We start from the raw sequence: 21,145 nt of genomic DNA on the forward strand, positions 1-21,145 counted from the left end.
GTCGCGTTGGCCGCCAGCTCAACCGCCTGGGCGATCGAGAGGGTGCCGCCGGTGGCGGTGGTCGCCATACCGGTGCGCTGCTCGAGATCGGTGATACTCATCGTGATCACCGTGGAAACCGGCAAACCACGATGGTTTCCGAGCCGGGTCGGTCCCATGTCGGGGCGCAGGAATGCGATCACCGCGTCATGGTTACGTTGAGCAGCGGTGCGGTGATCCCGCTTGGCGGCAGCTTCGAGCACCGCCCGCGCGGCAGCCACGGGCCCATCGCTGTTCTGGTCGCCGGTGTCGGTTGCGGTGTCGATCCCGAGTTCGGCAGCAGACCACGGGCTTTGCGGATCATCGGGGTTACACATGCCGGGACGGGCGAGCTTCTCGAGCACCGGAGTGAACACGGCTTGGAATTGCGGGGTCACCCACCCCGACACCGGAGCCATCCCATCAGCGCGCGCATGCCCGATCGTGAACCCCCGCCGCGCCTGCTGATCACGATCCCTGGTCAACGACCCATCCGGATCGGTGAATTGCAAGATCCGCACCCCGAGCGTGGTGATGCCCTTCGGATCACCTTCACGCGCGAACGCCGTCAGCTGTTCTTCGGCGAAATCCACAGCCTTGGCACCCGCCGCGGCGGGGATCTGCTTGATCACCTCATGAATCGCCCGAATGTGGTCGGTGGAGATCTCCCCCGCCCGCTGCGCCTGCGCCACCAACGCCAACACCGGCGGCCGCGTGAACGTGCCCTCGGACACCTCGGACAGCAATTCGGTATTCCGCACCCGCGCGGCGGCCTCACCGGGTGAAAGCCGCAGTGTCTCTTGCAGAAACCGGACCGGGCTCTTCACCCCCGCCCGAACAGGCAACCCCCGCGTCACCGCTTCGAGCACGAGATGCTGCTTCATCGCGTCGAGTTTGCGCGTGATGGCTTCGATGTCCTGCATAACCTCGATGAGCTCATCATCGACCACCGAAAACAAGGGCGATTCGAGCAAGGATTCCGCCGCGACATCGAGTGCGTGTACACCCTGCGCGATAGCGGTCATCCCTCCCGAATTCATACCCCCATTCTACGCCTCAATAGCGAGCTGACATAGCCCAATGCCATTGTGATACAACAATATTCAGACACATCGGCAGTTCAAATTCAAACATCCCACCGCCGGCACAAAGCACCTGCCCGGTGTTTCAACGGGGCAGAACCGGAGACCGTAAACGCCACGACGTCGGCGATATCAGAGGGCTCGGCAAGCCTCCCCAGGGGTATCTCGGCGGCGCCTACGGCTGCGACTCGACCCGGGCAACCGGGCGACGGTTGCGTCCGCCCACCGCTTCGGGGCATCCGAAGTTGACCATGGTTGAGCACCCGATGATGCTGTACGCGTTATGGATTCGACAATTGAACCGGTCCGGCGGACCCAAGAGCGCATTCATCGTCGTCGCCGGGTGGTCTTCGGCGAGCTGCCCGAGCGGGAGCGGGAGGCGATCGTCGACGAGACGTTCGAAATCTGGTCGGAGCATGTCGTCGGGAACACTCGTGCCGAGTTTCGTGAGCACCGCCTGTTCGATGACACGCGGCTGCACCTGTTCTATGGCGTCTCAGGCGAACTCGCGGCCTTCCTGAACTTCACCGTCGATCCGATACCGGTGTCGGGGCGCAGGCTGCTCGTGGTGTCGTGCGCGGTGATGAGCAGACTGCACTACCGGGCCATGGTGCCGCTCGCGACCGCTCTCACGCAGGAGATACTGCGAACGCGACTTACCTTCGCCCGCCACGAGCTCGCCTACAACGCGGTCGCGTCCTCGCCGATTTCCTTCGGTACCCTCACTCGTTTCACACCGGAGTACTACCCCCACGTCGACGGCCGGGTCGCTCCCGCATACATACTCGACGCGCTCACCGAATTGGCACACCGCCGAGACTTGGTGATCGACGACCACGATCCGTGGATCCTGCGCAGCGATGCCGTCATCCGTCATCCGGACCGTATTCGTGCGTCCCGCACAATGCAGAACCCCGACCGATTCATCCGATGGTTCCTGGATCGCGCACCCAACTGGGATACCGGCGAGCTCCTGATGATGTGGATCCCACTGACATTCGGCAACGTATGCGCGGGCCTGATGAACCTGGTGCGCCGCCGCCCGATCGGCTGATTCTCGAGCACGGGCCCTTCACCGCCCGATCCTCGCGCACATCCGGTCGCGTCCCGAACCGGACGCGCCATTATTCGGGCAGTGGTCGCTGCCCGACGGCGGCCACCGCCCTATTTGGCGGTTTTGAGAACCGCGTTGGTACGCGAAGGTTTCCGCTTCAGCATCTTCTCGACTTCGCGACGGCGCTCGGCGATCTGCTCCGACGTGAGCGTCACCCGCGTGACGCGGCTGGGTCCCTGTATCAACACGCCCATCACTCGCCTCCTCGCACAATTGCTCTATTGCGGGACATATTACGCGTGTCGGGGTGTCCGGCACCAACGATGTGTGCGGTGGGCACGTCTGTAACCAAAAATTCTCCAATGCCTTTCGTCGCCACGGTTCGACCGAGCTACCGTTTCGGGCATGGGAGCGGCATCCCTCGAAGCCCTGAGAAACGCTGTAGAGCAGTCATGGTCGGCTGACACGGCTGTCGGGTCCGGCTGGTTCGAGGTCAATCGCGCGAAGGGCCAGTGCGCGGTCACCGCCTGCGTGGTTCAGGACTACCTCGGTGGAGAGATCCTCCACACAACTGCGACATTGCCCGGTGGCGAGCAGGTTTCGCACTATTTCAATAGTGTCGCCGGCAGGTTCGTCGACCTGACGCGAACGCAGTTCCCCGCCGGTACTCGGTTTTCGTATCCAAGGCCGAAAGCGAAGGAATTCGCCTCGACTCGCGAGTACTGCCTGTCTTACGACAGCACGAGACGGCGGTATGAGGAGTTGCGTGAGCGCGTCACGGGCCGCTTTCCCAACAGGACCAGCCATACAGAAACGGGCCCCTGAGCTGAACCCACTCACGTGGCGGACCCAATCCCACTTTTGTTGGACCGATCAGAACGCAATCCCGGCTAGACGCGGACACCTACTCGCCGGCTGAGTTCACGGACATCGCCGCGCATGCCGACGGGCGGCTTCTTCGACAGCTCCCGAAGCATGTCGCGAGCGAACCCGTTGTAGCGGATAGTCTCGGGTGCCGTCTGTTCCGACTTGATCAACATCGTCAATGCCGCGGTGTCCTCGTCGCGTTGCATGTGGGCGCGGGCGACCTCGATCAGGTGGCGGCCACGCCGTGGCACCGAGACTATGTGGTCGGGGGCGATCGAGCGGGACGCGCGCAGGGCCTCGCCGGGCTGTCGGAGCTCGACGCCGAGAGTTGTTGCGTGTGCGGCCATTACCGGCTGGGAGAAGCTGGTTTGTACGTGGCGATAGGTGGGGCCGAGCTGCTGGGCGATGTGGCCGGCCTGCTCGAGAGCGTGCCAGGCGTCGCCGGAGCGGCCTCGGCGGCCGTGGACGTGGGCGATCTCGAACTCCAGCGCTCCGGCTATGCCGTGCCAGTCGTCGGGGGTTTCGGGGCGGGTCAGGTAGGGAGCGAGTTGGTCGATCGCGTTGCGGGCCAGTGCGATTGCCTCCTCCCACCGGCCGGAGTCGCGAAGCGCTTGCACCATCGCCCACGCGCTGCAGGCGATCACGTAGGGGTCGTCGGCCTCGTAGCCCTCGTTCACCGCGCGGTCGGCGACCATCCAGACCAGCTCGGGCGCGGGCTGGTAGGCGACGTAAAAGTCGGCCAGCTGATAGACGCCGGCCAGGGTTCGGCGGGCGGCGCGACGGTCTTCGGCGGTGCGCGCCGCCGTCTGAGCATCTCGGATAAGGCCGGGCAGCAACGCACCGAGTTGCGAGCGGTGGTCGGGGCTGGAGTGGCGGATCCGCCACGCTTTGCGGAGGCGCTCGGCAAGGTGTTCCGCATTGATCAGCCGGTCACCGGGGGTGATGCGGTAATCGGTCAGGGCGGCCTGCACGTCGGAGAGAGCCGAATGTCGTTCCCCCGCGAAGACAGTGACCGGTACGGCGTGATCGTCTCCGGTGAGGGTGGCGAGGTCGTCCAAGTCGAGGACGCGCGCGACGCGCAACAACAGCTCGAGGCTCGGCGTCCGCTGAATTCTGCCGTTCTCCAAGGCTTTCAGCCATTCGGCGGACCGGCCGATCTGCGCGGCCAGCACCGGCCGCGCCATTCCGGCGCGCTCCCGGTACAGCCGGACCCGCTGACCAATTTTCGAAGGACTTTCGGAACCACTCACGGGGACCACCTCCTGGTCGTGTTCTCACGACAATCGCCAGCGTAACGGCATTGGGGGTACGTTCGTACCCCTTCGCGGCGTCGGCCGGGCATACGTTCCACATTGCCCCGACGTCGGTCAGATCACCAGTCCCCGGCGCCGAGTGCACTCCAACACCTTCCAGGGACATGGAGAACACCCGACATGGAGATCATCGTTGTCGCCACCATCATCGCGCTAGTGCTGGTTTCTCTCCGGAGCCGAGCACTACCGGACGCCGATCGCGCTCACCGGCCGAAGCGGTTGACCGTCGCCGGTATTCAGGCAGGGCTCGCCGCCGAATCGGCACGCAACTACGTCCCGGTCTACAGGGCCGGGTGAGAATCAATGGCCTTCACCGAGCCCGAAGCGAAAGTACTTGGCGCACTCTCGATCCTGGACTCATCGCATTCACTGACGGTGCGGCAACTCTGCCGCACGACTCAGTTGCCCGAAACATCGGTGCACCGGGCACTGCTCCGGCTGTCGCGTATCGGACTGGTGTTGGGCACCTCCCAGGGCTCCACTCGATGGCGCTGCACCGACCGCGGCCGGCGCGCGATCACGCGACCCGTCTACAGCGACTACGCGGGGACACGACCATGACCGGCTACGCGATCGGATTCCTCCGTCCTGACCTGTGCGGACCGGCACGACCCGAAGACGAGGCGCGCATCCACGCGCTTGCCGCCGAGTTCGGGCGGTCACTGATTCTGATGTACTACGGAGACCCGGGCCGACCGGGCGGCGCGATGGTCAACCGCCTGATGAATCTCGCCTACGCCGTGGACGCCAACGAGGTGATCGCACCGAGCGCGAACCACTTCACGCCCCGGTGACATCGCGGCACTGGTCAAGATCACCGACGTGGTCTGCGTGGACACCGGCGCCAGATACACCGCTCGCAACACCCGTATCCCCGCCGAATGACCGACCCCCGAAACGACGTTGAGGCTGGAATCGCCTGTGCGATTCCAGCCCCAACGGAGTCGGTTCGTGTAGATACACGAGGAGTGGAGCTAAGGGGATTCGAACCCCTGACCCACACTGCCAGGGCGTAATCCGCTGTATCACACCGTCTAGACCGTATTGAATTGTCGACGCACACAATGCATTACGTCCAATATGTCCAATGCGTGCGAACGAGTGATCGAACGTCCTAGAACACTTCTAGGACACGGTCGAACGCTTGTTCTCCCACGTCAGACACATGTCGGACGCCCGGAATAGGGTGTGATCTGTGACGGACGAACATGGCGGCGCGACTGATGGCGGACAGCGCGTGACGCGGGGAATCACCGTCACCGACGGATCGGACCTGCGGATCGGCCCGTTCCACATCGAAGTCAACATGGACACCGGCGAGACGACCGCTGCGCCGGTCGATGTCCACCTACGAACGGACATGTGGCCCTACTGGCTCGCCGAGGGAATCGAGGCCGTGATCGACGTCCGTCAGTACGCAGCCCTGATCCCGGCGGCGGTAGCCGCCGACGACGGCCCGGCGATCGACGCCGCAATGATCCGTGAACTCCGGTCCTCCATGCGTGCGGTGTGCGCCGCAGCGTTCGCGGTGGACTCGTTCTACGCGTCAGTGAAGGCGCGGTCGCCGCAGCACCCCGACGCCGACCGATGGCGGACTAACCGGACACCCCGCCACTCGCAGGTGTTCGAGACGTTCCGATACCACCTGAAACTCGACAACGCGACGTCGAAGGAGACGAAGAAGCGGATCACGCAGCTGTTCACGATCCGGGACGCGGCGGTTCATCCGGGATCGGAGTTCAAGGAGCCGGTGTACCGCCCGGACGTCAACGCGTCCGTCGACTGGCACTTCGGGGTGTTCACCGCTGACAACGCCGTGGCGTGCGTCGCGATGATCGTTCAGATGATCGACCGGTTCGAGCCACGTCTCCAACGCGGCAGTGCGGAACTGGCCGGGTTCCGGTCGAAGGTGCGGCCCGCGATGGACCGGGTTCTCGATCAGTACGAGGCCGTGGACGGCCTTCCCGCAATCGGGCGTGCGGTGCCCCCGACAGTGGAGCCGGTACCCGCTGACGCCTGACCCGTAGACGACGGACGTCGCCCGGGCGAGTTCCGCGTCACCAGGGCGGCGTCCACCATCGGGAACACAACACCGGGATCGAGCGTACTGATCGGCCGGTGTACGTCGGTCTTCTGAAAATTCGGTCAAATTCCCTGGCGTGTCGAATTCGGATAGTGCAGGTCGTGATCGTGGCAGGGTGCGTCAGACGGACCAGCGCAGCGTCCGGCGATCGAGGGCGGAACTGAACGACGGGCGTTCCCGCAGCGGGTGGGTCCGAGGAAGCCGCCAACCCTCGATGTCCACAACATCGCCCGTGTCCGATTCAGGTTGCAACGCCGACACCGATCCCAAGGATTGCGGGCCCGCACCCGCCGCGTTAGGAGCAATCGCGGCGGGCTGTTCGAGGCCGGGCTACGGACCATCCCGCTGCGGAACGTCCGGCATTCGTCGGTGTCGCGGATGCGGCAGATGGGCGTTGCGTCGGACGTCGTGGCGGCATGGCACGGGCATTCAGAACGGATGACGCAGGCGGTCTACGGCCGCGTATCCGACGACCTACTCGCAGCCGCCGCGCTCACGATGTCAGCGGCCGTTGGTAACCGCTAGGACACATCTAGGACAAATGGTTTCGTCAGGACATCCGCCAGAACGAGAAAAACCCTGAATCCTGTTGGGATTCAGGGTTTTTCGTTGTGGAGCTAAGGGGACTCGAACCCCTGACCCCCACACTGCCAGTGTGGTGCGCTACCAGCTGCGCCATAGCCCCGAACTGTGCGCTCGGTGTCCCGAGTGCGGGGATGAAGTTACACCATCACCTGGGGGTTACCGCAAATCGCGACACCGGGAAGGGGAGCCTTCGTCGGGGAGCGGGAGCCCGGCGGAGAGTTGGTTAACATTGGGCTACATGGGACACATGCGGGGCGAGCGGGTCGTTGGAGCCGTACTTCGGCTTCGGTGGGTCCTTTTGGGGACCGGGCTGTTCGTCATCGTCGCCGCGCAGGTGGTTGCGGGTGGGTGGCTGACCACGTGGGACGTGGGGACTTTGGAGTGGTTCGTCGCGCACCGGAGTGACGGGTGGAGTACCGCGGCTCGGGAATTCACGTTCTTCGGGAACCCGGGGCGGGCCACCGTTGTCGCGGCGGCCGTCGCGGGGTTCGTGGGGTGGCGGGCGAGGGACTGGCGGGCGGCGGCGTTGATCGCGGGCACGGTGGCGGGAGCCGCGTTCGCGGGGGCGATTCTCAAGCAGGTGCTCGACCGGCCGCGGCCGCCGGCCGGCACCCGGATGACGGTCGTGACCAACATGTCGTTTCCCTCGGGGCATGCCGGGGCCACCACCGCGCTGGTGGGCGTGGTGCTGCTGACGTATCTGAGCAGCAGGCCGGGGCGCTTGCGCGGTTGGGGCGCAGTCGCATTGGGGGCGGTGTTGGTCATCACCATGTGCCTCACGCGGCTATACCTCGGGGTGCACTGGCTCACCGATGTGGTGGGCGGCACCATTCTCGGCGGCACCGCGGTCGCCATTGCCGCGGTGGCGCAGGCCCATTGGCGACCGCGATTCGGGAAGGCGCCCGGGACCGGCCCGGTGGACATCGTGACAGCGGGTGAAAAACCGCTGGCTGACACCGCACGAAGGACCCCGCCGGGCAATAACGGTGACGGGCCGGCGCCGAACCAGACGGACGGTATGAACCGTCGGTGAATTGCCGTCAGATGACTTGGGGCGGAGGAAAATAGCGGGGCGGCCGTTCTGACGCCCGCGTACACTCGGCGGTGATTCTGGTTCGTCCGACAAGCCGTCCGAAGGGGCCGGCCAGCGAACCATCCGGGGTGGAGGGATCGCACGCGCTTGAGGCTGATCAATAACCGCTATGAGCTCCGCGAACTCGTCGGCAGAGGAGGCATGGCCGAGGTCTGGGGCGCATGGGACAGACAGTTGCGCCGCCAAGTCGCGGTCAAAGTACTCGATTCCGGGAGTTTGCCGCCGCTCGAGCAGGATGAGCGAATACAGCGGCAGCGCTTCGAACAGGAAGCCCATATCGCCGCGCAGATGAACTGCCGCAATATCGTGATGGTCCACGACTCCGGCATCTTCGCCGAGAACGGCAGGCGCTACCCGTTCCTGGTCATGGAATTCATTCACGGCAGAAACCTGCGCCAGTATTTGCGCGATCGGGAGAACACTTCCCTGCCTGCGCTTTTCCGCATTCTCACCGACGCACTCGAGGGCCTGGTCTACGCGCACGCCAAACACGTCGTGCACCGCGACATCAAACCCGAGAACATCATGATCTGCCGCGACGGCCCGGCCAAGCTCGCCGACTTCGGCATCGCGATCGAGATGCGCGCCACCATGCGCCGGCTCACCCACGATCAGCGCGCCCTGGGCACCCAGCCGTACGCCGCCCCGGAGTACCTGCACCACGGCGAGATCACCCACCTCAGCGACGTGTACTCCTTCGCCGTGGTCTGCGCCGAAGCGCTCGAATTCGCCTACGGCACCGAGCCCGTCCCCACCGATCTGCGCTTCGAACTCGATCGCGCCCGCTCGCTGGATCCCGCGCTGCGGCATCGCTCCGCGGCGGAATTCCAGCATCAGTTCCGGCAGGCGATCGACCGGGCCATGCGGCCGGTGCGCAATCCGCCGCCCGAACTCGAGACCACCAAGCGCATGCAGACCACCCTGCTGACGCCCAGCGAAACCGGCTATCTCGAACCCGATCCGCAGCGTCCCGCACTGCCGACCCACACCACCTGGCAGTTCCTGACCGCGCCGATGATCGAATCGCGCCAGCGGATTCTGGCCGGGCTGCACCGCAACGACTACCGCATCATCGGCGGCGTGCTGGCCACCGCCGTCACCGTGGGAATCCTCACGGGCGGACTGGCATTCATCCTGCTCACCTGGTTGTGCGTGCAGGTCGCGAATTTCGTGGGAGGCTGAGGAATGAATCGTCCGACCGGCACCGGGTGGCAGCTCTACGTCTTTCCGGGTTCCCGGGCCTCGACGTGGCTGCGCCGCGCGTTCCGCGTGGGCGCGGTCGCCTTCGGGTGCACGATCGTGCTGCTCACCATCGCCGTGCTGAGCTGAGATGCGGCCGATGCGAACCGTCTGCCTGAACTGCCTCACCGAATTCACGTACGACCGCGAGCACAATCGCTGGTACACCGTGATCCGCCAGCGCAACAGCGGGCACGCGAAGCAGATCGAAACCTATTTCGACAAGCTGAATCTGCGCTGCCCGCGCGGCTGCGAACTCGATCCGGTGACCCTGGACCATCCGACGAAGGTCATCGGCTTCGTCGGCGAATCCGCGTCGTCCAAGAGCCATCTCATCGTGTCGATGATCCACTCCATGATGAACGACCCGAATCTCGCGAGCCGGTACTCGTTCATCGTCTCGCCCAAGTCCGCGAGCCTGTGGACCCAGCTCGAGGCGCGACTGCTGGATCGGCGCGCGCTCGACGCCACCGGGCCGCGGCGCATGTCCATGGATATGACCCAGCGCTCGGACGGCATCACCGTGCAGGCCCAGCGCCAGACCCAGGGGCACGTGTGGGCGGGGCTGGAGCAGCGCAAACCCATCCTGGTGACGGCGTATTCACTGCATTCGGCGCGGGCGGTGAACCTGGCCTTCATCGATGTCGCGGGTGAGGACATCGCCGACGGGGCGGTGGCGGCGCGGGTGAGCCCGCATCTCACGGTGGCGGATTTTCTCTGGTTCGTGGTGCCTTCCACCCTCAACAAGCAGTACCTTGCGCTCATGCGCGAGCACGCCGACGCCGACGATCAGGAGAGTCTGACCAATGCCGTGGAGCATTCGCAGACCGTGGGGCGAACCACGCTGATGATCGATCAGATCGCCAAGCTGTGGCGGGCCGCGAACTCGTTCCCCATCGACCGGCAGATCGAGCCGCCGCGCGTGCACGTGTCCACGATCATCGCCAAAACCGATCTGCTGTCCCTGATTCCGCTGCCGGAGGTGAACATGGTGGCGCCGCCGGCCGACTGGGCGGACAGTCCGGTGAGCGCCAACGGGGCGGGGAACTCCTACGACCCGGCGCAGATCATGCACCGGGGTGAGATCACGCGCGGACTGGTGCGCAGATTGTTCCCGGCGGTGGATTCGGCGTTGAGCATTCATTTCCCGTGGAACATGTACTTCCCGGTGTCGGCGGTGGGGTGCGGAAAGCGCGGTGACGGAACCTATCCCGTGTTCAAGCCCTACGGCGCGGCCGATCCGGTGGTGTACATGCTGGACATGATCGAGGACCTGCGGGTGCGCGCATGACGGGATTCGCGCAGCTGGTGTGCGGCTGGGCCCTGGTGAACCTCGAGTCCTCGGGCGCGGGGGTCGGGGTGGTGGCGCGCTCCGGGAACTGGCCCGCCGCACTGGGTTCCACGGTGCGCGAACTCGGGCCGCTCGTCACACCGGTCGAGAACGCGCCGGGATTCGTGCTGGAGTTCACGCTGGCGCGCGGGCTCGCGGTCGCCGGGCTCAAGACGCCGTCCGAGGTGCGGCCGGGGACCTGTGTCACGCATCTGGTGGCGGGTGATCGCGGGGCGCTCGACGGGTCGATCGCGTTGCAGCTCTTCGAATCCGGGGCGCTGGTGACCTCGCTGCAGGACGGGGTGTCGCCGACCGAGCACTGGCCGGCGGCCGACGTGGAGCCGGACGGGCAGTTGTTCGCGGGGGCCGCGACGGCGTCGATCGACCAGCCGTGGTTGCCGGTACTGGTCGGGGCGGTGCTCGCACAGCTGGCCGAGCAGGGGCCGCCGATCGCGTTGCACGTGGAGCAGGTGCGGGACGCGGTCACGATGTTGAAGGCTCTGTACGGGGTGCTGCCGCGAAATCTGCTGCGGGAGTTGACCTTCTCCACCGGTCCCGAGCTGTCATCCGAGACGCCGGCGATCACCACGGTGGTCGGGTGGGAAACGCCGCTGCCCGGGGGGCGGCACGCGATCAATCCCGACAGTGCGATCGAGGCGAGCGCCGAGACCTATCCGCGACTGGGCCGCGACATCGTCGCGCACCGCCGGGCCGGGCTCGCGGCGCCCGCGACACTGCGGAGTGTGCACGATCTCCGGCAGTGGTGCTACCAACAGCATTTGCGGACAGTCGAACCCGCACTGCTGGACGACGGCCAGCTCGCGCGGGTGATCACCGATCCGACGCTGAGCCCGGACTGGTTCGTCGACGAGACCGTGGCGCGCCGGGCCGTGCACCTGGCGATCGACAACTCGGAGGTGGCAACGGCTTTGGCGGCCATCGACCACCACGCGGTCGTGCGGAACACCTTCGAACGAACGCTGACCGACTACGTGCTCGCCGACGCGCGCGGGCACTCGCGCGCGACGCGGGTCGCCGAGCAGCTCGGGTTCGACATCAGCGCGGTGGTGGTCGAGTCGTCCTTCCGGCGGCTGGAGAACGGGACCCTGTCCGCGACCGACGCCAAAACCGTGTGGCCGCAACTGAAGAAGAGCTGGACCACCGGGGAGAACGAGGAGCGGAACCAGATCCTGGAGCACGTGCGGCGGCATCGCGCGCTGCGCGAGCACAGCATCGCCTCGCCCGATCGTTTCCTGGTGTACGAGACAATTCGCGCCGAGATCGGCGATCCGGCCGTGCACACCGGATCCAGTCAGCTGCTGCGCTCGGCCATGCACTCGCACCTGCCGATCATCGCGCAGCTGCTGGTGAACATCTCCTGCAACAGTCGCGATCGCTATGTGCTGGAACAGATTCTGGCGTGCGCTCCCGACGATCAACTGCCCCGGCTCGTGGCGGAGTGCTCGAAATACCAGGCCGTGGACGCGTTCGAGCTGATGAAAGCCGTGACCCTGGTCAAGGCCGAACCCGAGGAACTCGCGGCCGCCCTGAAGCCCGCGTGGCGTCAGCTGCGCCGCTCCCTGGGTCTGCCCGAGGCGCTGGAGGCGGTGACCACCCTCGACGCCGCGGCTGCCGCGCCCGCCTCCGGCGGCGCTCGATTCGCGTTGCTGCTCAACCGCTTCGGCCGCACCCGCGACAACGGCCTGTGGAGCAAAGCGGAGGTGGCGGGCATCCTGCGCGCCGCCGTCGACGATCGCCTGGTCATCGACGAGCACTTCGAGATCCTCAACGCCGCCATAGCCGCCGACATCGACTACGTGGCCGGCTGCATGGCCGAGCGCTCCCAAGCACCCACCGGCGCGGCGATCCTGGCCCAGGTCCTGGTCAACGCTCCCCACGACCGCCTCCCCGCTCTGATCACCGCCTGCGCCGCCCACCCCGACATCAACCCCCACGCCCTGATGCGCGCGGCCTGCGCCCTGGACCTGGACTCCCCCGCCCTGGTGGAGCTCCTGACCCCCGCCTGGCCCCACCTCCGCCAGCACCTGAACCTCCCCCACCGCGTGGCCGACCTCCTGACCCTCGACCCCGCCGCCGCCCATCCCCCACGCCTGCAACCCCTCCCCGCCCCACCGAAACCCCGCCGCAAACGCTTCAGCTTCTGACGCGACCGAGTTCCCGGAGCAAGCTGGGTTCCCGCCGTGCCGAGGCAGGCCGAGCAGGGCGGGGCCGACGCCGGGACAGCGCGGACGACTGACCGTTTCGGGTTGCGGAGTGGTTGCTGAAAACTGTTCCGGGGCAGGGGGATTGGGGTGGGGCGGTGGTAAAGTTCGGCTCGGTGCCGGTACTTGGGCCGGCGGGTTATCAGGAAGGGGCGGGGTCGTGTCGGACTTTCAGCCGGGCAGTGTCAAGTTTCTCGAGGTTCGGAACAAGTACCGGTCGTTGCAGATCAGGGAAGTGCTGTGGGGAGCCGAGGAGCGGGAGCTCGACTTCGGGTTCGGGACCGAGCTGCGGTACGAGGTGCGGTACCAGGAGGGTGAGTTCCCCGCGTTCGAGAGCGCGGGCGGGCATCTGCGGCAGCTGGATCTGAACAACGGCAAGTCCGCGGACGACATCAACTTCCCGCAGCCGGGTAATAGCGGAGACGACTCCATCACCTACGTTGCCGGGTCCGGGCGGCGCGGGACCCTGGTGGAGCTGACGGCTGGGACGGTCGGCGCGGTCCTCGACCTCGACGGCATCGCGGGCGGAGCGCCCGGGCAGGTCGTGGCCAGCATCGAGGACGAGACGCTGGTCATCACCCTCAGCCTGAAGTAGGCGAGCGAATCACGGCCCGGCGCAGCGTGCACCGAACCGGGCCGTGTCATCGCGTGACCCCGAGCGGACGGGACAGCCGGGGCGTCCCGCCGCTCCCGGAGGAAGCGGGCGCTCAGCGCAAGGTCACCGTGGTCGGCAGACTCGCGAAGCCGCGATTGTTCGACGAGTGGATTCGCCGCAGTCCGGCGGGGTCGATGTCGTAGTCGGCGACCGCGGCCGCGATCTCACCCAGGGCGATACGCAGTTCCAGCAGCGCCAGATTCGAGCCCAGGCAGTGGTGCCGGCCGCTGCCGAACACCAGCGAGGCACTCGTGTCGCGATCCAGGTCGAAGGCGTCGGGGTCCGCGAAAACCTCGGGATCACGATTCGCCGCGCCGGTGAGCAGCAGAATCCGCGCCCCGGCCGGAATGGCGACGCCGTGCAGGTCCAGCGCCTCGGTCGTGGTCCGCAACTGGCCCTGCGAGGACGGATCCCACCGCATGGACTCCGCGATCCAGTCGTCCACCCGCCCGTCCAGCGCCGCGCGCCGCGCGTCCGGATGCAGCCAGCCCGCGTGCCAGGTGTTGCCGAAGGTCAGCATCGCGGTCTCGATGCCCGCCCCCACCAGCAGAATCAGAATGCCGACGATCTCCTCCGGCGTGAGCTTGTCCGCACCGTCTTCCGCGCCCAGCAGCCCGGACAGCAGATCCTCGCGCGGCGATTTGGCCCGCTCGATGGTCAGTTCGGTGTAGTACCCGACCAGTGCGCCGATGGCCGCCATCGCCTCGGGCCGCAGATCGGTGGACTCCGCGTCGGTGTACATGATCTCCATACCGAGCTTGCGGATCATCTCCCGATCCGCCTCGGGCACCCCGACCAGTTCGGAGATCACGTCGGTCGGGAAGGGCCCGGCGAAATCGGTCATCAGATCGAAGCTGCCGCGTTCGAGCAGCGGTGTGAGAATTCCGCGCGCGATCTCGCGTAGTCGCGGCGCCAGGCCCTGCACCCGGTGTGCGGTGAACGCGCGCAGCACCAACCCGCGCAGGCGGGTGTGCTTGGGCGCGTCCATGGCGACGAAGGAGAAGAAGTGTTCGGCCTGCGGACCCCAGAACGCGGGTTCCATCCGAATGCCGTTCACGCTGGAGAAACGATCGGAATCGCGAAGGGCGGCGAGGACGTCGGCGTGCCGCGAGAACGCCCAGAAGTCGTCGGTCTCGTTACGGTAGACCGGGGCCTGCGAACGAAGACTGGCATAGTAAGGGTACGGATCGGCGTGCACATCGAAGTCATACGGGCTGTAGCTCGGCAGCATGATCGAAACAGTAGTCGAGATGGATTGGGGGCGTTGTGAACTCGGAGTCGGCAATGGTACGGATCGACACCACGAAACCGCATCCCGCTCGCCGGTACGACTACTGGCTCGGCGGCAAGGACAACTACCCGGCGGACCGGGAATCCGCGGACGCGGTCGCCGAGGCGTTCCCCACCGTGCGCCTGGCCGCGGTCGAGAACCGCAACTTCCTGCGCCGGGCCACCGGCTATCTGGCACGGGAAGCCGGCATCCGCCAGTTCCTCGACATCGGCACCGGCCTGCCCACCGCGGGCAACGTGCACGAGATCGCCCAGGGCATCGCCCCCGAATCGCGCATCGTCTACGTCGACAACGACCCGATCGTGCTGGCACACGCCCGCGCGCTGCTGAACAGCTCGCCCGAGGGCAAGACCGCCTATCTGGACGCCGACCTCCGCGATCCCGACCGCATCCTCACCCACCCGGACCTGCTGGCCACCCTGGACCTCACCGAGCCGGTGGCGCTCATGCTGGTCGCGGTACTGCACTTTCTGCCCGACGACCAGCAGCCGTACGAGCTGGTCCGGCGGCTGTCCGCGGCGCTGCCCTCGGGCAGCTACCTGCTCATGACCCACGCCACCAGCGACTACCTGGACGCGGAGGATCTGGCCCGCACCACCGAGGCCAACCAGCGCAGTGGGGTCCCCTTCCAGCTGCGTTCGAGCGCGGAGTTCGCGAATTTCTTCACCGGCTTCGAGATGGTGGCCCCGGGCATCAGCGCGGTCACCGCGTGGCGACCCGAGGTCTGGCGGCCGCATCCCCGGGCCGAGGCCGTGTCCATGCTCGGCGCGGTCGCGCACATTCCCTAGCGCGGGGGTTCAGAGCCTGCCGATGTCCTTGAGCACGCGGCGGGCCTGCGCGAACAGCATGCCGACATTCACCGCCTTGCGGCACACCACCACGATCACGACATCGTCGCGGCTCTCGGTGCGAATGAACAGGTGGGTGAGGTTGTCGGAGTTGACGAGTATCTCCTGAAAGTAGTGCCGCTCCTGCCGAATACCGCGGCGTTCCTTCCAGATGTCCTCGATCATCACCACATTGCGGCCCTGGAACAGATCCAGCGTCGCGGCGGCGAGCAGATCCAGGACCTCCTGGGGATGATTGTCGACCGTCTCGACCGCCAGCAACATGCCCGTCGACATGTCGATCGCGCCCGAGGCCAGGCACTCGGGCACCTCGGTGCGTAAATCCTTGACCAGCAACCCGATTCGATCGGCCAGACTGGCCGCACCGGATCCAGTGGGAGAACTCATGACGTCCTTTCGGGCGCGCGGCTGACTTTCGGGCGCGCGGCTAAATGCGAATGACCGGCTGTGGAGCGCGTGGCAGCAGAGTGTCGTTGATGCCGCTGGCGCCCCGCCGGCGACGCGGCAGTGCGGAGCGATCCGGACCGCCCCGTGCGGGTTCGGCGTCGCGCGAGGGTTCGCGAGCCGGCGCCCGCACGGGCGGCGCGATGGCGACCAGGTCGTTGTCGAGAAGGCGCACGACTTCGACGGTCACCCCATACAGGCTGCGGCACAACAGCATCGAGATATCCCGGCAGCTGTGCCTGCCGTTCACCCAGAGCAGGATGTCCGCCCACTGCCCACCGTCCGGGCCGCGGAGAAGGGCGCGGCCCGGATCGGTGAGCACCAGTTGATTGCGATGCGGGGAGACCCGGCCGTGCGCCAGGGCGCGCAGCCGCCGCTCGGTCTCCGACAGCAACCAGCCGGGTTCCACACCGGGAACAGGCGGGACAGGGTGGTCCGGCCACCTCTGGCCGGATGGCAGCTCCTGCCAGGTACAGGAGCCGATCCAGCCAGAGGTGAGTGCGAAGGCGCCGTCGAGCGTGGCCATCAGGGCGACCACGCGCAGGTCGGCGGCGCCTCCGCGGGTACGTCCGGGACGCGAAAGCAATTCGCGCACACCGGGAGCACCGGGTGTTTCGATGGCGACGACCTGGCCGTGCACGATATAGAGGTCGCCGCCGGGTTCACCGGATACGCGCAATACTCCGGTGCGTGCGGTGGAGGCGGCGCGCACCAGCTCCGCCACCAATTCCCGGATGGACTCTCGACCGAGTGCCAGCAACCGCCCCGACTCGGCGAATGGCCCCGTCGTCATGTTGGCACTCCTGGGAATAACCGCACTGAGACAGGCGTATTCGCGAGGGCACACGAAAGATTGCGAAAGAGCTACGCCTGCTTGAACTTTCGGCGGCGGTTCGAGCTTCCGAACCACCGCTCGCAAGTAATCCTGACAGCACAGCGGTTTTGGAGCAATGGACTCCGATCAATTGATTACCAAAGTCCCTACCGGTACCGGGCGGTCGAATTTCAATTCCAATTTGCCCGAAATGCCGTGTCAGCGTTGCCGATCGACCGCACCGTCCGCCAGTTCGATCAGCTCGCGCTGATCACTTCTACCGCCCAGCTCGGACAAATACGCTTTGGCCGCGCGCACATGCCGTGCCGATTCCGATTGCGCCCAGCCCTTGCCGCCGGCCCGCTCGACGAGATCGGCGGCGTGCGCGGCCGACGCGGCGTCCAGCGGACGATCCGCGGAATAGAGCTCGGCGAACTCGCGCCCGGCCGCCGTATCGGATTCCAGCGCGGCCAGCATCGGCAGAGTCATCTTGTGCCGCAACAGATCACTGCCCCTGGGCTTGCCGGTGAGCGCTGGATCACCCCAGATGCCGAGCAGATCGTCGGCCAGCTGGAACGCCACACCCAGCTCCCGGCCGAACCCGTCCATGGCGGCGATGGCCTCCGGTGCGGCTTCGGCGCATACCGCGCCCAGCGCGCACGCACAGCCGAGCAACGCCCCGGTCTTGTAGCGCAGGGTCTGCATGCAGTCCTCCACCGTGAGTCCGAGACTCGTTTCGGCACAGTCGAAATGCTGGCCGAGGCAGAGTTCGATCACCGCCTCGGCGAGCCTGCCCATGCCGGTCTGCGCCGCGCGCGGGGCGTCGGCCAGGGTCCAGATGGCCAGACCGTGCAGGGCGTCGCCGACCAGCACCGCGTCGTCCACGCCCCATACCCGCCACACGGTCGGGCGACCGCGCCGCAGGACGTCGCCATCCATGACGTCGTCGTGCACGAGGGTGAAGTTGTGCACCAATTCGATTGCCGCGGCGGCGTGCAACGCGGCGTCCGGGCCCGCGCCCAGCGCTCGCGCGGCGGCCAGCACCAGGGCCGGTCGCAGGCCCTTGCCCGGGGCGGAGGCGGCGGGCACACCCTCGGCGTCCCACCAGCCCAGGTGGTAGCCCGCCATGAGGCGCAGTTCGCCGGGTAGATTGTCCACCGCCCCGCGCAGGATCGGGGCGGTCAGGCGCTGTGCCCGCTCGAGCGGATCCAGCCCTTTCCCGTCCGGGCCGACGAGCGTTCCCCACCCGCCGTCCCACTCCGATTCGGAGCCGGATGCGGGATCCGCCGCGGTCGACGAACTCATGGCTACCTCCAATTACTCGCCGGGTCATGTATCGCGACTATCGGTTGCGCACGGGTGCGCGATACGACGTCGCGGGGATGCGGAGCACAGGGCCGAGGAGCCCGCCCGAGGCACCCGGACAGCGAGGCGGGGCGGGAGCTACCGAGAGCGAGAAGTGCTGCCGCACAGGCGAATCGAGCGCCGGATGGGAACGGGGCGGCATAATGAGCCCCTCTCCCCGATTCGACGGCGCGAACGCCCGGCGGCACACCGGCGCACCCGGCGCCGGCATCGGAACACACACGGCTGCACGGTGTTCCGAATCACAACCATGGTAGAGGCCAATCGACCGATAGCCAACACCCCGCAATCTTCGCCGACCGACCAGTACCGACCGCGCCGTACGCACCGCGCGGGCTCTCATGCCCGCCCGGCGGCCGCGCGCTAGCCTGAACCGGGCGCCGCGGCCGGACCCGGCCCCGCCCCGTCAGCCGACCGACCCCGCCCCAGGAGGCTCGTCCTATGCCACGTCCCGCCCTCGACCGCGCCACCATCCTGCGCCGGGTCGGCGCACACGCGAAGGTGCGCGTCATCGTCGCCGGCGGCGGCACCGGCGGGCACACCTATCCGGCGGTCTCGGCCATGCGAGCACTGCGCGACCTGGTCGCCGAAGCGGGCAGCGAGGTCGAGGTGCTGTGGGTCGGCACACCGGACAGCCTGGAACAGCGGGTGGCGGGCGAGAACGACATCGCCTTCACCGGGATCAAAGCGGGCAAGCTGCGGCGCGATCGCAATCCGCTCAAGATGCTGAACGCGGCCAACGCCAAGGACGCGGTGCGGGTACCGCTGAGCGTGCTCACCGCGCAGTCGGTGGTGCGGCGCTTCCGGCCGGACGCCGTGCTGTGCACCGGCGGATACGTGTGCGCGCCCATCGGCATGGCGGCCGCGCTGCGCCGGCGGCCGCTGGTGATCCACGAGCAGACCACCGGCATCGGCAAGGCCAACCAGCTGCTGGCCCGCGCCGCGACACGCATCGCCCTCAGTTCGGATGCCTCGGTGGAGCTGCTGCCCGCCCGGGTGCGCGACCGGGCCGTGGTGACCGGCAACCCGATCCGCCCCGCGCTGACCACCGGCCGCGCGGAAGAGGCTGTGCCCGCGCTGAATTGGGACGGGTACACCCCCGGCCTGCCGACGGTGTACATCACCGGCGGTGCGCAGGGCGCGGTGCAGATCAACGATCTGATCAACGAGTTCCTGCCCGAATTGCTGGCCGTCGCCAACGTGATTCACCAGTGCGGCGCGCGGTCCTACGATCAGGTCCGCGAACGCGCGGCGGCCCTGCCCGCCGAGCTGCGCCCGCGCTACCTGGTCCGCGACTTCCTCGGGACCGAACTCCCGCACGTGCTCGCGCTCACCGACGTGGTCGTATCCCGTTCCGGGGCGGGCACTCTCGCCGAACTCACCACCCTCGGCAAGCCGTCGGTGCTGATCCCCTACCCGCATTCGGTGGGCGGCGAACAGATTCGCAACGCCCGCATCCTGGCCGAGAACGGGGCGGCCCGCGCGGTGATCGGCGACGACGCCACCCCCGCCAATCTGCGTGCCGCCCTGTTCGATCTGCTCACCGACGCCGAGGCCCGCAAGGCCGTCGGCGCGGCGGCGCGGGCCATGGGGCACCCGGACGCGGCCGAACAGCTCGCCCTGACGGTCCTGGACCTCGCGGTCGGGTGAGCCGCGCGGGCGGACGTTGTTCGCCCCCGGGGCGGGAGGGCGGGTGCGAGCCGCACGGATGCCGGTGGGGCGGGACGCCGGACCGCTCGCTCAGGCGCCGATGATCAGGCAGGCGCTGGTGGCGGTGGCCAGCAGTACCCCGTCGGCGTCGCGGAGATCGGCCTCGGCGAACGCGACACGCTTACCGGGTTTGGTCACCCAGCCGTGGGCGGTCAGCTCGCCGGTGTGGGTGTGGATCGGGCGCAGGTAGTTCACCTTGATCTCGATCGAGGTGTAGCCGACGCCGGCGGGCAGGGTCGTGTGCACGGCGCAGCCCGCCACCGAATCGAGCAGGGTGCAGGCGATGCCGCCGTGCACCATGCCGATCGGGTTGTACATGGATTCGTCCGGCGTGCAGACGAATACGATGTCGCCCGGCCCGGCGCTGATGGGCCGCATGCCCAGCAGCCCGGAGATGGGCGGACCGGGAATCTCGCCCGCGGCCATGGCGGTCAGGAACTCGAGCCCGGTACGGCCGGGCGCGGCCTCGAGGGCCACCTTCGGGTCGTGCCACCGCACCGTCTTGCTGCGCACCTCGCCCCAGGATTCGGGCGCGCCCGCGGACTCGGAAGTAATCGTCATGGCCCCGACCCTAACACCCTGAGTTCACAATGTGAATGTAGATAGAATGTCGGACATGGCACGAATCTGTTCGGTGGCGAACGCGCTCGAAGTGGTCGGTGAGCAGTGGGCGCTGCTCGCCCTGCGCGAGATCTTCCTGGGCGTGCGCCGCTTCGACGCCATCCAGACCGCCACCGGCGCACCGCGTGCGGTGCTGGTGCGCCGGCTGAACACCCTCGTCGAGGCCGGGGTGCTCGAACGCCACGACTATCGCGAACCCGGCGCGCGCACCCGCCAGGAGTACCGGCTCACCGATGCCGGCCGGGAACTGCAGCCGGTTCTCACCGCGCTCATGCAGTGGGGCGACAAGCACTTGGCCGGGCCCGCCGGCCCCCCGCTGGCCATCACCCACACCGATTGCGGCGCACCCGTTCGCGCCGCGCTGTGTTGCGAACAGGGCCATCTGCTCGCGGACTCCGGACACGAGCTCACCGCGACTCCCGCAGCGCCGCAGCGGAATCCGCACCGCGACTGAGCCGCACGCTCATCCGATTCTCAGAAATCGGGCGCGAACAATACCGTCCGGGAGCGT

Annotated in this window: 23 protein-coding genes and 1 tRNA gene; 15 read left to right on the top strand and 9 right to left on the bottom strand. The window is 67.3% G+C overall.

Annotated features, from left to right (window positions below; genetic code table 11):
* Positions 1-1,058 (bottom strand): DUF222 domain-containing protein (locus ACFVBH_RS12930; RefSeq protein WP_379001754.1); only part of this gene is annotated, 1,058 nt, incomplete at its 3' end.
* Positions 1,059-1,383: 325 nt separating this feature from the next.
* Between ACFVBH_RS12930 and ACFVBH_RS12935 the strand changes: the two genes are divergently transcribed.
* Positions 1,384-2,154: a hypothetical protein gene (locus ACFVBH_RS12935; protein ID WP_379001756.1), complete on the top strand. Its 771-nt coding sequence runs from the start codon at positions 1,384-1,386 to the stop codon at positions 2,152-2,154.
* 110 nt (positions 2,155-2,264) lie between these two features.
* On the opposite strand, the gene ACFVBH_RS12940 is transcribed toward ACFVBH_RS12935, so the two are convergent.
* Complete coding sequence (locus tag ACFVBH_RS12940) at positions 2,265-2,408, bottom strand: hypothetical protein (RefSeq protein ID WP_379001758.1); 144 nt, start codon at positions 2,406-2,408, stop codon at positions 2,265-2,267.
* Between the two features lie 151 nt (positions 2,409-2,559).
* Between ACFVBH_RS12940 and ACFVBH_RS12945 the strand changes: the two genes are divergently transcribed.
* Complete coding sequence (locus ACFVBH_RS12945) at positions 2,560-2,979, top strand: hypothetical protein (protein WP_379001760.1); 420 nt, start codon at positions 2,560-2,562, stop codon at positions 2,977-2,979.
* 65 nt (positions 2,980-3,044) lie between these two features.
* Here ACFVBH_RS12945 and ACFVBH_RS12950 read toward each other — a convergent pair whose 3' ends face one another.
* Positions 3,045-4,280, bottom strand: coding sequence for a multiprotein-bridging factor 1 family protein (locus ACFVBH_RS12950; RefSeq protein WP_379001762.1), 1,236 nt, complete (start codon positions 4,278-4,280; stop codon positions 3,045-3,047).
* Positions 4,281-4,454: 174 nt separating this feature from the next.
* Here ACFVBH_RS12950 and ACFVBH_RS12955 point away from each other — a divergent pair, with 174 nt between their 5' ends.
* From ACFVBH_RS12955 to ACFVBH_RS12970, 4 genes are all read left to right on the top strand, one after another.
* Entirely contained in the window at positions 4,455-4,631 is a 177-nt protein-coding gene (locus tag ACFVBH_RS12955; protein ID WP_379001764.1) for a hypothetical protein, read from the top strand.
* 6 nt (positions 4,632-4,637) lie between these two features.
* Positions 4,638-4,895: a helix-turn-helix domain-containing protein gene (locus ACFVBH_RS12960; RefSeq protein ID WP_379001766.1), complete on the top strand. Its 258-nt coding sequence runs from the start codon at positions 4,638-4,640 to the stop codon at positions 4,893-4,895.
* The gene (locus ACFVBH_RS12965; protein ID WP_379001768.1) at positions 4,892-5,128 is read left to right on the top strand and encodes a hypothetical protein; all 237 of its coding nucleotides are present in this window, start codon (positions 4,892-4,894) and stop codon (positions 5,126-5,128) included. Before ACFVBH_RS12960 ends, ACFVBH_RS12965 begins: the two co-directional genes overlap by 4 nt.
* 401 nt (positions 5,129-5,529) lie before the next feature.
* Positions 5,530-6,354 carry a hypothetical protein gene (locus ACFVBH_RS12970; protein ID WP_379001769.1) on the top strand — a complete coding sequence of 275 codons (825 nt, stop codon included), beginning with the start codon at positions 5,530-5,532 and terminating at the stop codon, positions 6,352-6,354.
* Between the two features lie 675 nt (positions 6,355-7,029).
* On the opposite strand, the gene ACFVBH_RS12975 is transcribed toward ACFVBH_RS12970, so the two are convergent.
* Positions 7,030-7,102 (bottom strand) — tRNA-Ala (locus ACFVBH_RS12975).
* Between the two features lie 198 nt (positions 7,103-7,300).
* Between ACFVBH_RS12975 and ACFVBH_RS12980 the strand changes: the two genes are divergently transcribed.
* From ACFVBH_RS12980 to ACFVBH_RS13005, 6 genes are all read left to right on the top strand, one after another.
* The gene (locus ACFVBH_RS12980; protein WP_379001771.1) at positions 7,301-8,035 is read left to right on the top strand and encodes a phosphatase PAP2 family protein; all 735 of its coding nucleotides are present in this window, start codon (positions 7,301-7,303) and stop codon (positions 8,033-8,035) included.
* 147 nt (positions 8,036-8,182) lie between these two features.
* Positions 8,183-9,277, top strand: a complete 1,095-nt coding sequence (locus ACFVBH_RS12985) for a serine/threonine-protein kinase (protein WP_379001773.1) — start codon at positions 8,183-8,185, stop codon at positions 9,275-9,277.
* A gap of 3 nt (positions 9,278-9,280) precedes the next feature.
* Complete coding sequence (locus ACFVBH_RS12990; RefSeq protein WP_354989412.1) at positions 9,281-9,424, top strand: hypothetical protein; 144 nt, start codon at positions 9,281-9,283, stop codon at positions 9,422-9,424.
* 10 nt (positions 9,425-9,434) lie between these two features.
* A complete protein-coding gene (locus ACFVBH_RS12995; protein WP_379001775.1) occupies positions 9,435-10,625 on the top strand; it encodes a hypothetical protein in 1,191 nt (396 codons plus the stop codon).
* Positions 10,622-12,829: a hypothetical protein gene (locus ACFVBH_RS13000; protein ID WP_379001776.1), complete on the top strand. Its 2,208-nt coding sequence runs from the start codon at positions 10,622-10,624 to the stop codon at positions 12,827-12,829. The genes ACFVBH_RS12995 and ACFVBH_RS13000 overlap by 4 nt, the downstream gene beginning before the upstream one ends.
* Positions 12,830-13,046: 217 nt before the next feature.
* Positions 13,047-13,481, top strand: a complete 435-nt coding sequence (locus ACFVBH_RS13005; protein ID WP_379001778.1) for a hypothetical protein — start codon at positions 13,047-13,049, stop codon at positions 13,479-13,481.
* A gap of 112 nt (positions 13,482-13,593) precedes the next feature.
* Here the strand turns inward: ACFVBH_RS13005 and ACFVBH_RS13010 are convergent, their stop codons facing one another.
* Positions 13,594-14,772: a cytochrome P450 gene (locus ACFVBH_RS13010; RefSeq protein ID WP_379001780.1), complete on the bottom strand. Its 1,179-nt coding sequence runs from the start codon at positions 14,770-14,772 to the stop codon at positions 13,594-13,596.
* Between the two features lie 53 nt (positions 14,773-14,825).
* Here ACFVBH_RS13010 and ACFVBH_RS13015 point away from each other — a divergent pair, with 53 nt between their 5' ends.
* Positions 14,826-15,620: an SAM-dependent methyltransferase gene (locus ACFVBH_RS13015; protein WP_354989418.1), complete on the top strand. Its 795-nt coding sequence runs from the start codon at positions 14,826-14,828 to the stop codon at positions 15,618-15,620.
* Positions 15,621-15,629: 9 nt separating this feature from the next.
* On the opposite strand, the gene ACFVBH_RS13020 is transcribed toward ACFVBH_RS13015, so the two are convergent.
* The 3 genes from ACFVBH_RS13020 to ACFVBH_RS13030 all read right to left on the bottom strand — a co-directional run bounded on the left by ACFVBH_RS13020 (position 15,630) and on the right by ACFVBH_RS13030 (position 18,243).
* Positions 15,630-16,067 (bottom strand): hypothetical protein, encoded by a 438-nt coding sequence (locus tag ACFVBH_RS13020; RefSeq protein WP_354989419.1) that lies wholly within the window; start codon positions 16,065-16,067, stop codon positions 15,630-15,632.
* Positions 16,068-16,107: 40 nt separating this feature from the next.
* A complete protein-coding gene (locus ACFVBH_RS13025) occupies positions 16,108-16,917 on the bottom strand; it encodes a hypothetical protein (RefSeq protein WP_354989420.1) in 810 nt (269 codons plus the stop codon).
* A 240-nt stretch (positions 16,918-17,157) separates the two neighbouring features.
* Positions 17,158-18,243: a polyprenyl synthetase family protein gene (locus tag ACFVBH_RS13030; protein ID WP_379001783.1), complete on the bottom strand. Its 1,086-nt coding sequence runs from the start codon at positions 18,241-18,243 to the stop codon at positions 17,158-17,160.
* Positions 18,244-18,744: 501 nt separating this feature from the next.
* Between ACFVBH_RS13030 and ACFVBH_RS13035 the strand changes: the two genes are divergently transcribed.
* Positions 18,745-19,953, top strand: coding sequence for a glycosyltransferase (locus ACFVBH_RS13035; protein WP_379001785.1), 1,209 nt, complete (start codon positions 18,745-18,747; stop codon positions 19,951-19,953).
* Between the two features lie 90 nt (positions 19,954-20,043).
* Here the strand turns inward: ACFVBH_RS13035 and ACFVBH_RS13040 are convergent, their stop codons facing one another.
* A complete protein-coding gene (locus ACFVBH_RS13040) occupies positions 20,044-20,574 on the bottom strand; it encodes a PaaI family thioesterase (protein ID WP_354989423.1) in 531 nt (176 codons plus the stop codon).
* Positions 20,575-20,629: 55 nt separating this feature from the next.
* Here ACFVBH_RS13040 and ACFVBH_RS13045 point away from each other — a divergent pair, with 55 nt between their 5' ends.
* Positions 20,630-21,088 carry a helix-turn-helix domain-containing protein gene (locus tag ACFVBH_RS13045; RefSeq protein WP_354989424.1) on the top strand — a complete coding sequence of 153 codons (459 nt, stop codon included), beginning with the start codon at positions 20,630-20,632 and terminating at the stop codon, positions 21,086-21,088.
* Positions 21,089-21,145 lie beyond the last annotated feature (57 nt).

The organism is Nocardia sp. NPDC057668, from assembly GCF_042799795.1.
Taxonomy (GTDB): domain Bacteria; phylum Actinomycetota; class Actinomycetes; order Mycobacteriales; family Mycobacteriaceae; genus Nocardia.

What these genes read in the sequence shown, in the direction of transcription:
- ACFVBH_RS12935 (WP_379001756.1), top strand. Translation starts at nt 1,384, where the DNA reads ATGGATTCGACAATTGAACCGGTCCGGCGGACCCAAGAGCGCATTCAT.
- ACFVBH_RS12940 (WP_379001758.1), bottom strand. Translation starts at nt 2,408, where the DNA reads ATGGGCGTGTTGATACAGGGACCCAGCCGCGTCACGCGGGTGACGCTC.
- ACFVBH_RS12945 (WP_379001760.1), top strand. Translation starts at nt 2,560, where the DNA reads ATGGGAGCGGCATCCCTCGAAGCCCTGAGAAACGCTGTAGAGCAGTCA.
- ACFVBH_RS12955 (WP_379001764.1), top strand. Translation starts at nt 4,455, where the DNA reads ATGGAGATCATCGTTGTCGCCACCATCATCGCGCTAGTGCTGGTTTCT.
- ACFVBH_RS12960 (WP_379001766.1), top strand. Translation starts at nt 4,638, where the DNA reads ATGGCCTTCACCGAGCCCGAAGCGAAAGTACTTGGCGCACTCTCGATC.
- ACFVBH_RS12965 (WP_379001768.1), top strand. Translation starts at nt 4,892, where the DNA reads ATGACCGGCTACGCGATCGGATTCCTCCGTCCTGACCTGTGCGGACCG.
- ACFVBH_RS12990 (WP_354989412.1), top strand. Translation starts at nt 9,281, where the DNA reads ATGAATCGTCCGACCGGCACCGGGTGGCAGCTCTACGTCTTTCCGGGT.
- ACFVBH_RS12995 (WP_379001775.1), top strand. Translation starts at nt 9,435, where the DNA reads ATGCGAACCGTCTGCCTGAACTGCCTCACCGAATTCACGTACGACCGC.
- ACFVBH_RS13000 (WP_379001776.1), top strand. Translation starts at nt 10,622, where the DNA reads ATGACGGGATTCGCGCAGCTGGTGTGCGGCTGGGCCCTGGTGAACCTC.
- ACFVBH_RS13010 (WP_379001780.1), bottom strand. Translation starts at nt 14,772, where the DNA reads ATGCTGCCGAGCTACAGCCCGTATGACTTCGATGTGCACGCCGATCCG.
- ACFVBH_RS13015 (WP_354989418.1), top strand. Translation starts at nt 14,826, where the DNA reads ATGGTACGGATCGACACCACGAAACCGCATCCCGCTCGCCGGTACGAC.
- ACFVBH_RS13020 (WP_354989419.1), bottom strand. Translation starts at nt 16,067, where the DNA reads ATGAGTTCTCCCACTGGATCCGGTGCGGCCAGTCTGGCCGATCGAATC.
- ACFVBH_RS13025 (WP_354989420.1), bottom strand. Translation starts at nt 16,917, where the DNA reads ATGACGACGGGGCCATTCGCCGAGTCGGGGCGGTTGCTGGCACTCGGT.
- ACFVBH_RS13030 (WP_379001783.1), bottom strand. Translation starts at nt 18,243, where the DNA reads ATGAGTTCGTCGACCGCGGCGGATCCCGCATCCGGCTCCGAATCGGAG.
- ACFVBH_RS13035 (WP_379001785.1), top strand. Translation starts at nt 18,745, where the DNA reads ATGCCACGTCCCGCCCTCGACCGCGCCACCATCCTGCGCCGGGTCGGC.
- ACFVBH_RS13040 (WP_354989423.1), bottom strand. Translation starts at nt 20,574, where the DNA reads ATGACGATTACTTCCGAGTCCGCGGGCGCGCCCGAATCCTGGGGCGAG.
- ACFVBH_RS13045 (WP_354989424.1), top strand. Translation starts at nt 20,630, where the DNA reads ATGGCACGAATCTGTTCGGTGGCGAACGCGCTCGAAGTGGTCGGTGAG.